This is a genomic window from Pseudoalteromonas sp. APC 3694, from assembly GCF_030407565.1.
Classification (GTDB): domain Bacteria; phylum Pseudomonadota; class Gammaproteobacteria; order Enterobacterales; family Alteromonadaceae; genus Pseudoalteromonas; species Pseudoalteromonas tetraodonis.
This window is the reverse complement of sequence record NZ_JASDDE010000029.1, coordinates 39,488-49,825: the sequence shown is the minus strand read 5'-3', so window position 1 is coordinate 49,825 and position 10,338 is coordinate 39,488. Positions and strand designations below refer to the sequence as shown.

Here is a 10,338-nt window from a genome sequence, read left to right as displayed (position 1 = left end):
CTCGTGCCTCGCTATGCGTTGCGCTCTGCCGTCTCAGTGGGGTCGCATTATAGGGCGAATCGATTTTAACGCAAGCGTTTTTAAAGGCTTTTTTGCATTTAATTTTTACCCCAAAGATACCCCACCTAGACACACACGTTACCCACAAAACCCTGTGGATAACCCTGCATTTATCCTCTTTTTAAATGTAGAAAACAAAAAAGCATCTTTAGTTAGATGCTTTTATAAAGGTTCTAATTAGCCGTTAATATAAAATACTATAGAGCTTGCGGCGATATTTAGCGGCTAATGCATCGCCGTCAGGTAAAGAGGCGATTATTGCTAAGAAGTTTGGTTTGGCTTCATCATAGTTAAGATCCTTTTTAAGGATAGTAAAGAGTGCTTCTAATGCCTCTTCTTTCCTTCCCGCTTCATTTAAAAGGTTACTTAGCTGCATTTGCAAATCAAGTTCATTTGGATGTTTAGCGACTTTTTCTTGAAGTTCTTTTATCTGCGGTGAATCGGTTGCCTCTAATGCGGCCTCACATTTTGCCTTAATATTATTAAAGTATGCATCTTGCTCTTTTACATCTATTGTTTCTATTAACGCAGCGGCTTCATCGAGTTTGTGGATTTGTATACATATATCTGCCAGTACTAATTTAATCCTCGCATTTCGACTATCTAATTCATACGCTTGTTTGGCATAAGTAAACGCGGCATTTAAGTCGCTATTAATCAGTGCTTGCTTAGCCTGCTCTAATAATAAGTCTTGTTGAGCTGGTAAATGTTTAGATAATGCATCACGAACTTGGCTTTCTGTTTGAGCACCCGCTAATACATCAACTGGAGCTGAGTCTTTTAATAACACTAAAGTAGGTAAGGTTTGCAATCCAACTTGTTGGGCAAGTTGAGAGGCAAGTGCCTGCTCTGCATCGCAGTCTAAGTTTGCGACTACTATATAGCTGCTGTATTCAGCAGCTAACTTATCTAAAATAGCTGTTTGGCTAATACACTCAGGGCTTTGTGGAGAAAAAAAGTTAAGTAGTACTAACTTTTGTTGTGATGTTTCACCCAATACTTGCTGAAGGTTTTGTGCGTTAAGACTAACTATATTACTCATTGAATTATTGCCATGTTCATCTATTTAGGTTTTTATATGGTGATGAAGATAATAATTACAAGTCATCTGTTTAAATCATTTAAATACAATAGAAGGTAGTGAGGGAAATATGAAATTAGCGTATGTAAGTGCATTGTGTTTATTAGTCAGCCCATTATTGAATGCGCAAGCACTTAAGTTGGATCTTGATACCAGCATGCCGGCAATAGAAAAACTTTACTTAGACCTACATCAATCACCTGAATTGTCATATAAGGAAAAGCAAACAGGTAAAAAAATCGCTGAACGACTTCAGAAATTAGGGTTTGACGTAACCGATAATGTAGGTGGCTATGGTATAGTCGGAATTTACAAAAATGGTCAAGGCCCTACCGTCATGATCAGAACTGATACTGATGGCCTGCCTATAACAGAGCAAACAGGCAAAACTTACGCATCAATTATTACCACAATTAATGATCAAGGTAGTGAAGTTGGCGTTATGCATGGCTGTGGTCATGATATTCATATGAGCTCTTTTATTGGTACTGCTGAGCAATTAATTACGCATAAAAATAAGTGGCAAGGTACTTTAATGATGGTTGCTCAACCCGCTGAAGAAGTAGGCGGTGGTGCAAAAGCAATGCTCAAGGAAGGATTATTTAACAAATACGCTAAACCAGATCATATTATTGCTTTGCATGTAAGCGCTAGCGTTGCTGCGGGTAAAGTGGCAATGAAAAATGAATACACCATGGCCAGTGTTGATTCTGTTGATATTAGTATAAAAGGCAAAGGTGGCCATGGTGCTTACCCGCATACAACTATCGACCCTGTGATCATCGCAGCTCGAACGATACTTGCACTACAAACAATTACTAGTCGTGAGCTTTCTCCACTTGAGCCTTCAGTGATAACGGTGGGTTCCATTCATGGTGGCTCTAAACACAATGTTATTTCTGATGAAGTTAAGTTACAACTTACGCTACGCAGCTACAATCCAGATATACGTAACGCACAAATAGCGGCAATTAAACGTATTACTGCAGGTATAGCACAAAGTGCAGGCCTTGAGGAATCTCTCTACCCTGTAGTGAAAGTTCATGAAGATGAATCAATTCCATCAACTTACAATAACCCAGTACAAACTAACCTTGTTCGAAACGCTATAAAAAGTGCGATAGGTGATGCAAACGTGCTCGAAACAGAAGCGGTAATGGCCGGTGAAGACTTTGGATTATACGGGCGCACCGACGAAAATATTCCTATCACCTTATTTTGGCTAGGTGGCGTTAACCAACAGCAGTACGCCAAGGCAATAAAAAATAACGAAACACTGCCCTCGTTACATTCAAGTAAATTTGCGCCTGATTATAAAGTAGCACTGCCTACAGGAATAAAGGCAATGAGTAACGCCGCTGTGGCACTATTCAATCAGTAACCTTCAACGCTATATGTAAGCCCTGCGATTAATTTACCGCAGGGCTTTTTTTATAACTCGACTTTTTATACGGCGCTTTTTTTGTACGTTTGGCAAAGCGCTTTTTAGGTGACGTTTTAGGTAACAGTGCAAATGCCTGACTATTGCAGTTCGCCGCTTGACTTACAAAATTAGTTAAATCGGCTAATAAAGGTTGTATAAACTGCTGATAACTCATTGCTTGCTGTGCAATATCACCTAAACTCGACTCCCATTTTGCAGTTAAGTCGGGGCTTGATAATCCCTCTGGTAATACACTAATTAATGCCAGACCTGTTTCAGTTGCTTTAATTGCTTTTCCCTCACGTTTTAAAAAGCGACGTTTAAATAACAGCTCAATAATGCCTGCACGCGTTGCTTCTGTACCGAGGCCATCTGTTTCTTTTAATATTTTTTTGATTTGCAGGTCTTTTACATAACGGCTAATTCCCGTCATAGCAGCAAGTAAGGTTGCATCGGTAAAATGAGCCGGAGGAGATGTATGCTTTTGCACCACTTCACCTTTAGTACAAGTAAGTGCCATACCTTTTTCTAAATAAGGCAATGTAGCTTCTTCTTTGAGTTCCGACTTACCCATGAGCAATTTAAAACCTAAGCTTACATCTTGCTTTGCACTTGCTTTAAATAAACCTCCGGCTATGGTTACCTCTACTTTGCTTTCGTTGTAAATGTAGTCGGGATAAAACTGAATTAAATAGTGTCGACTTATTAACTGATAAATTTTTGCTTCATCATTGGCTAAACTCACACTACTTAAATGTTTAGCTGTCGGCACAATGGCGTGATGAGCGGCCACTTTTGCATCATTAAAACATTTACTACGTTGTTTTGCATTTGCCTCATTTACCAGCTCTACTGACTGCCCACCATTTGCGGCTATCGCTTTTAAAATAGCAGGTGCATCTTGGTGATGCTCTCTCGGTAAGTAACGGTTATCTGAGCGTGGGTAGGTAATTAATTTATGACGTTCATATAAAACTTGGCAAATATCGAGTACTTTTTGTGCTGGCATCCCAAAAGCTTTAGCAGCATCTATTTGTAAAGCAGATAAGTTATAAGGAAGAGGCGCGGTTTGTTTTTTTTGCTTTTGCTCAAGCGCTGTTACATTTGCGGGCTGATTAGCAATGCGTGAAGTCACATTTTCGGCTAAGGCTTTATTAAGTACTCTGCCCTCTTCATCTTGATATGGTTCGCACGCTTTACTCGGTATCCACTTAGCAGTAAATGATTGCTGCTCAGGTGTAACAAGATGAGCAAGTACTTCATAAAATGGTTTGGATACAAAATTTGCGATTTCATTATCACGATTTACAACTAAACCTAAAATAGGTGTTTGTACTCGCCCAACCGACAACACATTACCAAAGCCCGCTTTTTGCCCAGCTAGCGTATAAGCTCGCGTTAAATTCATACCAAACAACCAATCAGCACGAGACCGCGCTAAAGCAGATACACTTAAAGGGATAAAATCACGGTTAGCCCGCATAGAGTTGAGTGATTTTTTTACCGCAGTTAAGTTTAAATCACTGATCAATAAACGCTGAATATTTTGTTTTTTTGCTTGGCTGATTTTTGCTTGTTCTATAACTTCATCAACTAATAACTGGCCTTCACGGTCAGGATCGCCAGCATGTACAAGTATTGTTGCTTGTTTGATTAGCTTTTTTAAAATGGTAAGCTGCTTACGGGTTTTTGTTTTAGCTTTTAATTGCCAGTGTTCAGGCACAATAGGTAAATGCTCAAATTGCCATTTTTTAAAACGTTCGTCATAGTCATCAGGTTCTGCTTGCTCGAGCAAATGGCCTATGCACCAAGACACATAATCACCATTCGCCACTTCAATATAACCATCGTGTTTTTTATGAGGTTTTGGAAGCGCATCTGCAATAGCGCGTCCTAATGAAGGTTTTTCAGCAATATAAAGTTTCATAACCACACCCTAACACTGTTCATATAAACAGTAGTTTAGCATATCAGTTTAAAACTGGGGATATTTTTATAGTTTCTAACTTAAAGCTTTATTTCGCTTATTAACAAAAAGATATAAAAGAGGCAGGTAGCAGACAACAACAGTGGCAATATTTATTAAAGGCATAAATGTTTGATACATCACAGTGCTATAAGATAAATCCCAAAGGTGTCGGTCAACTAAGCGAAATAATTGAAGAATGGGTGCACCAATAACAATAAGCTGCCCAAGTAAACATTGCCACAAATGCACTTTATCTTTAAGACCCCAATAAGCAATAAGTGCCATCCAAGTAATATCTGTTAATGCCCATACAAGGTAACGGTATATATAAATACCATCATCAAACGCCATTAAACTTGAGTAGGTCACAGTGCCAAATAAGAAAAAGCGGCAGTAATAACAACGAACCTAAGAGCTAAATAATCTTTGAGGATAAAGAATATAAAAATAGCCGGACTCAAAATAAGAACCCAGCTTTTGCTTAATATACTTACAAAATACAAAAACCATTCAGGCAAACTAAATAACCTTACTTAACTTTTGTATCTTCATCAGTTCCATCGCCGTTACCAGGCATACTACAATACTTAGTTAACATATTCGCCCCATTACATTTGTTAAGAATGTTGCATTCCATGCTAAAAAAGGTACATAGCCAAGTCATTCTATCTTACATCAATTGGCGCTGACTCTTTTGCCTTGCCTTGTAAAATTGATATTTCTACACGGCGGTTACGTCTTCGATCTTCGCGGGAATCGTTCGGCACTAAGGGCCTAGTTTCTGCACGTCCTACCACCATCATTCTGGTTTTATCAAAACCTGGAACTTTTTGTAATTCACTCGCTACCGCAACTGCGCGTTTAGATGATAAATCCCAGTTATTAATGTAAAGCTCGTTGGAAACCTGAAAATCATCCGTATGACCAGACACCGTAATTTCACCGGGTACATCTTTAAGTAATCGGCCAATATCTTGAATGATAGGTTTAAATTGTGGTTGTAAAAATGCACTCCCCGATGGAAACGAGCCATTTTCTCTAATACGAATTATGATTTGCTGCCCTAAAGATTCAAGCTCAATAGCCCCATCAATAATTTGCTTTTCAAGCTGTTGTGCAATTTTTTTAACTAAGTCATTTATTTGTTCTTGATCGGCAGCAGAAACTGCAGGCGCTGAAGCAACTTCCTCAGAGGTACTACTTGATTCACCACCTCGCTTTTCACCACGTTGCTCTTGACGTCCACCTGCGGAGCTTTCATCTCCCGCCTGAAACTCAAGCATTTGTTGGGTCATTTCAACCGTTTGTTGCTGAATGGTTTCTATAGGAGTTGGCTCAGGTTTACCCGGCGTAAACTCCATAGCAATAACAGATGTCCCTTTTGGAATGTCTTTTACTTCTATTTTATTTTGTACACCAAAAGCAAACTTCATTGAGCCTGAAATTTGTTTAAATTTAAGTACATCCATTTCAGAAAATGCGAGTAAAAGTACGAAAAAGCACATTAATAATGACATTAAATCGGCAAACGTTCCCATCCACGCAGGAAGTCCTGGAGGTGGGCATTTGCACTCTTCATCTGACATAATTATTCCTCAGTATTGACTGCGCGTTTAGACTCAGCTAGATAATTTTTCAAGATCCCTTCAATTACTTTAGGATTTTGCCCGTCTTGAATACCTAATACTGCATCTAAAATTAAGCGCTGATTCATGGCCTCTTCGTCTTTACGCAGTTCAAGTTTTACCTGAATAGGAATGGCGACAACATTCGCCAAAAATGCCCCATACAACGTTGTTAACAACGCAACCGCCATGGCTGGGCCGATTGCTTTTGGATCATCCATATTTGATAACATAGCCACCAAGCCGATTAATGTACCAATCATCCCCATTGCGGGAGCAATATCACCTAGCGACTTAAATAAGCTTGCGCCCATTTCATGACGAGTTGTCGTCAGGGAAATATCTTTTTGTAATGTTGCGCGTACCACATCAGCATCATGTCCATCTACTAGCATATCAACGCCTTTGCGCATAAAAGGATTTGGGATTTCGGCTTCTTCTAAGGCTAAAAACCCGCCTTTTCGAGCAGAGTCAGCTAATTCTACCGCTTTTTCGATTAATGCTTCAGGAGGCTCAATTTTAAACATAAACGCTTTTGCACATACTTTACCAATGCCAAGAAATTGCGACATGGTAAAATTAGATAAAACGATAAAAAGGGAACCACCAAATACAATAACCACAGAAGGGGTATTGTAATACATAGCGACTTCACCGCTACTACTCATAAACATGGACATGACAATTAAGCCAATTGCGCCAAGGATCCCAATAATGGTTGCTAAATCCACATTCCCTCCAAAGGTTTTATATTTTTTCTTCGCAAGCGTTGTTATTAATTGTTTATCGGCAAGGTACTGAAATACTTAAGTGATTTTTATGATAAACGGTAAAATTAAGATTAGCTATATTTTAGATCAACATAGGTAATCAATCTAATTAATCAAAATTAATAATTTTAAAAAATAACGTTGAAACGCAATAAAACCCAATCAACAGCATTTATCTATCAAAAAACAATATCATTCTTTGACCTAGTTTAGCATTCCCCCTAAAATTGGCGTCTAAATTTATTATGTAAGTTGAAAATAAAGATGGCGACTAAAAAACCTGAAAATTTAAGTTTCGAACAAGCACTAGAAGAGTTAACAACAATTGTCAGTGAAATGGAACAAGGTGATTTATCGCTTGAACAGTCTTTAAAGCAATTTGAGCGAGGTATTGCACTTGCGAGCGCATCTTCAGGCAAACTTCAACAAGCTGAGCAAAAGGTTTCGATATTAATGGGTAATGACGAAAAAGCACCGCTTACTCAGTTTGATAACGATATGGAATAATCGTGAGCATAAAAGAACAAATAAAACTCGCTCAAGATGATGTAGCTAATACGCTCAACCTTTATTTTGAACAACCTCTTGAAAGCGACAATACTATAAAAGAAGCCACACATTACAGTGTAATGAATGGTGGTAAAAGACTGCGCCCGTTTTTAGTGTACACCACAGGTAAAATACTCGGTGCTGACAAGCGTGATTTAGATGTACTTGCCGCAGCCATTGAATGTATTCATAGTTATTCATTAGTTCATGACGATTTACCTGCTATGGATGATGATGATTTACGCCGTGGTCGCCCTACATGTCATATTGTATACGGTGAAGCACAAGCGATTTTAGCTGGAGATGCACTGCAAACTTTAGCATTTGAACTTATTGCTAAGCACACATTTAAATGTTCGACTGAAGCACAATTAAAAATGATCGCAGCACTAGCGCATGCATCGGGGTTACAAGGTATGGTTGCCGGACAAGGCCGCGATATTGCAGCAACCGATAAGGTTATTACTGTTGATGAGTTAGAACGCATTCATAAACTTAAAACCGGTGCGCTAATAAATTGTGCGATCACTCTTGGCGCACTGTGCGCTCCTAATACAAGCCAACAAACTTTAGATAACTTATCAACTTTTGGATACGCTATAGGGCTTGCATTTCAAGTTCATGACGATATTTTAGATGTTGAGGGCGATACGCTTACTTTAGGCAAGCCACAAGGGTCAGATATTGCAGCGAATAAAGCGACATACCCCGCTTTATTAGGTATGCTAGGCGCTAAGCAAAAAGCACAAAATTTAATACAACAAGCCCATGAGGCATTAGCTAACATTGACGCAGACACAACAGATTTAGCGGCATTGGCTAACTATTTAATTGAACGTGACCATTAAATACAGCTAAAACGTATTAACTCTTAGTATAAAATTATTACTGAATATTAAGTCGCCTTTTAAACCTCGTTTGTTTTGAGGAGGGTTAATATTAGCGAAGGATATATAAAAAACCATGACACTTGATAGCAGCAAGTATCCATTACTTGATTTGGTGAACGAACCAGCCCACTTGCGAGACTTAGCACAAGATAAGCTTCCTGCATTTAGCCATGAATTGCGTGACTATTTACTCAATTCGGTATCGCAAAGTAGCGGTCATTTAGCGTCTGGTTTAGGAACCGTAGAACTTACCGTTGCACTACATTATGTATACAACACACCCGAAGACCGCTTGGTCTGGGATGTGGGTCATCAAGCTTATCCGCATAAAATACTGACTGGCCGTCGTGATCAAATGCATACCATTCGCCAAAAAGACGGATTGCATCCTTTCCCTTTTAGAGATGAAAGTGAATACGACACCTTTAGTGTTGGCCATTCAAGTACCTCAATTTCTGCGGCGTTAGGTATGTCTATTGCTGCACAAAAAGAAGGCAAAGGGCGTAAAACAGTCGCGGTAATAGGCGATGGCGCAATTACTGCTGGTATGGCCTTTGAAGCAATGAACCACCTTGGCGATGTTAAATCAGACATGCTGATCATTTTGAACGATAACGAAATGTCGATATCTGAAAATGTCGGTGCGTTAACCAATCATTTTGCGCGTATTTTATCAGGTAGCTTTTATACCAACATCCGCGAAGGCAGTAAAAAGCTGCTCTCTGGTGTACCGCCGGTAAAAGAGCTTGCCAGCCGTATGGAAGAACACATTAAAGGGATGATGATCCCGGGTACTTTTTTTGAAGAATTAGGTCTAAATTACATTGGCCCAATTGATGGACATGATGTGAATATGTTGGTTGATACGCTGCGCAATATGCGTAACTTAAAAGGCCCACAGCTTTTACATATAAAAACCCAGAAAGGCAAAGGTTACAAGCCTGCCGAAGCCGATCCGATTGGTTATCATGGCGTACCAAAATTTGATCCTGCAACATCAAGCTTACCAAAATCTAAGCCAGGTGCGGCGACTTTCTCAAATGTGTTTGGTGATTGGCTTTGTGACATGGCCAAGCAAGACAGTAAGCTCATGGCAATCACGCCAGCTATGCGTGAAGGTTCAGGCATGGTACGTTTTTCTAAAGAGTATCCAGAACAATACTTTGACGTAGCAATAGCAGAACAACACGCTGTTACTCTTGCTGCAGGTTTTGCTTGTGAGGGCTTAAAGCCCGTTGTGGCTATCTATTCTAGCTTTTTACAACGCGCGTACGATCAACTAATTCACGACGTTGCACTGCAAAACCTACCGGTATTATTTGCTATAGACCGCGCCGGTATTGTTGGAGCCGATGGTGAAACCCATCAAGGCGCCTACGACTTAAGCTTTATGCGCTGTATACCTAATATGGTCATTATGGCCCCAAGTGATACTAACGAATGCCGTCATATGCTTTATACAGGCTATCAAGCTAATTGTCCTGTTGCTGTTCGTTACCCGCGTGGTAGTGCAGGCTCAGCAGACATTCAAAGCACTATGCAACAACTTGAAATGGGTAAAGCGAATGTAATTAAAAAAGGTACTAAAGTGGCTATATTGTCATTTGGTACCTTGCTTGAAAACGCACAACTTGCCACTGATGAGCTCAATGCCACTCTAGTAAACATGCGATTTATTAAGCCACTTGATACGGCATTAATTGATGAGCTGATTAATGATCACGATATTATTGTAACCCTTGAAGATAACGCGATTGCGGGCGGTGCAGGCTCTGCAGTTAATGAATATTTAGCGAGCATTAAAGCCGATGTAAAAGTGCTTAACTTAGGTATTCCTGATGAATTCATTAAACATGGCACACAACAGCAAATGCACGATGAAATGGGGTTAGGTGAACACGGTATTTTAACTTCAATTAAATCATTTATGAGCTAACACTTATCGTGTTTAATAAAAAAGGAGCCATTGGC

At 39.5% G+C, this 10,338-nt stretch carries 9 protein-coding genes and 1 pseudogene; 5 read left to right on the top strand and 5 right to left on the bottom strand.

Going from position 1 to position 10,338, the window contains the following annotated elements; all coding sequences use genetic code 11:
• On the top strand, nucleotides 1-241 hold a 241-nt coding region (locus QMA00_RS11385; protein WP_288369072.1), incomplete at its 5' end, for a hypothetical protein.
• 3 nt (nucleotides 242-244) lie between these two features.
• Here the strand turns inward: QMA00_RS11385 and QMA00_RS11380 are convergent.
• The gene (locus QMA00_RS11380; protein WP_008466854.1) at nucleotides 245-1,102 is read right to left on the bottom strand and encodes a tetratricopeptide repeat protein; all 858 of its coding nucleotides are present in this window, start codon (nucleotides 1,100-1,102) and stop codon (nucleotides 245-247) included.
• 109 nt (nucleotides 1,103-1,211) lie between these two features.
• On the opposite strand from QMA00_RS11380, the gene QMA00_RS11375 reads away from it, so the two are divergent.
• Nucleotides 1,212-2,522 carry an amidohydrolase gene (locus tag QMA00_RS11375; RefSeq protein ID WP_076922023.1) on the top strand — a complete coding sequence of 437 codons (1,311 nt, stop codon included), beginning with the start codon at nucleotides 1,212-1,214 and terminating at the stop codon, nucleotides 2,520-2,522.
• A gap of 28 nt (nucleotides 2,523-2,550) precedes the next feature.
• Here QMA00_RS11375 and QMA00_RS11370 read toward each other — a convergent pair whose 3' ends face one another.
• The 4 genes and pseudogenes from QMA00_RS11370 to pomA all read right to left on the bottom strand — a co-directional run bounded on the left by QMA00_RS11370 (nucleotide 2,551) and on the right by pomA (nucleotide 6,889).
• Complete coding sequence (locus QMA00_RS11370; protein ID WP_076922024.1) at nucleotides 2,551-4,491, bottom strand: DNA topoisomerase III; 1,941 nt, start codon at nucleotides 4,489-4,491, stop codon at nucleotides 2,551-2,553.
• Nucleotides 4,492-4,566: 75 nt separating this feature from the next.
• Nucleotides 4,567-5,051 (bottom strand): annotated as a pseudogene (locus QMA00_RS11365) (hypothetical protein).
• Nucleotides 5,052-5,198: 147 nt separating this feature from the next.
• Nucleotides 5,199-6,119 carry a flagellar motor protein MotB gene (locus QMA00_RS11360; protein WP_076922025.1) on the bottom strand — a complete coding sequence of 307 codons (921 nt, stop codon included), beginning with the start codon at nucleotides 6,117-6,119 and terminating at the stop codon, nucleotides 5,199-5,201.
• Between the two features lie 2 nt (nucleotides 6,120-6,121).
• Nucleotides 6,122-6,889 (bottom strand): flagellar motor protein PomA, encoded by a 768-nt coding sequence (gene pomA, locus QMA00_RS11355; RefSeq protein ID WP_076922026.1) that lies wholly within the window; start codon nucleotides 6,887-6,889, stop codon nucleotides 6,122-6,124.
• A gap of 303 nt (nucleotides 6,890-7,192) precedes the next feature.
• On the opposite strand from pomA, the gene xseB reads away from it, so the two are divergent.
• From xseB to dxs, 3 genes are all read left to right on the top strand, one after another.
• On the top strand, nucleotides 7,193-7,435 hold the full coding sequence (xseB, locus tag QMA00_RS11350) for an exodeoxyribonuclease VII small subunit (RefSeq protein ID WP_008110204.1): 243 nt from the start codon (nucleotides 7,193-7,195) through the stop codon (nucleotides 7,433-7,435).
• Between the two features lie 2 nt (nucleotides 7,436-7,437).
• Complete coding sequence (ispA, locus tag QMA00_RS11345) at nucleotides 7,438-8,325, top strand: (2E,6E)-farnesyl diphosphate synthase (protein ID WP_013464235.1); 888 nt, start codon at nucleotides 7,438-7,440, stop codon at nucleotides 8,323-8,325.
• Nucleotides 8,326-8,440: 115 nt separating this feature from the next.
• Entirely contained in the window at nucleotides 8,441-10,303 is a 1,863-nt protein-coding gene (gene dxs, locus QMA00_RS11340) for a 1-deoxy-D-xylulose-5-phosphate synthase (RefSeq protein WP_013464234.1), read from the top strand.
• Nucleotides 10,304-10,338 lie beyond the last annotated feature (35 nt).

Bases quoted from the DNA above. Each gene is read 5' to 3' on its own strand.
- QMA00_RS11380 (WP_008466854.1), bottom strand. From the start codon at position 1,102: ATGAGTAATATAGTTAGTCTTAACGCACAAAACCTTCAGCAAGTATTG.
- QMA00_RS11375 (WP_076922023.1), top strand. From the start codon at position 1,212: ATGAAATTAGCGTATGTAAGTGCATTGTGTTTATTAGTCAGCCCATTA.
- QMA00_RS11370 (WP_076922024.1), bottom strand. From the start codon at position 4,491: ATGAAACTTTATATTGCTGAAAAACCTTCATTAGGACGCGCTATTGCA.
- QMA00_RS11360 (WP_076922025.1), bottom strand. From the start codon at position 6,119: ATGTCAGATGAAGAGTGCAAATGCCCACCTCCAGGACTTCCTGCGTGG.
- xseB (WP_008110204.1), top strand. From the start codon at position 7,193: ATGGCGACTAAAAAACCTGAAAATTTAAGTTTCGAACAAGCACTAGAA.
- dxs (WP_013464234.1), top strand. From the start codon at position 8,441: ATGACACTTGATAGCAGCAAGTATCCATTACTTGATTTGGTGAACGAA.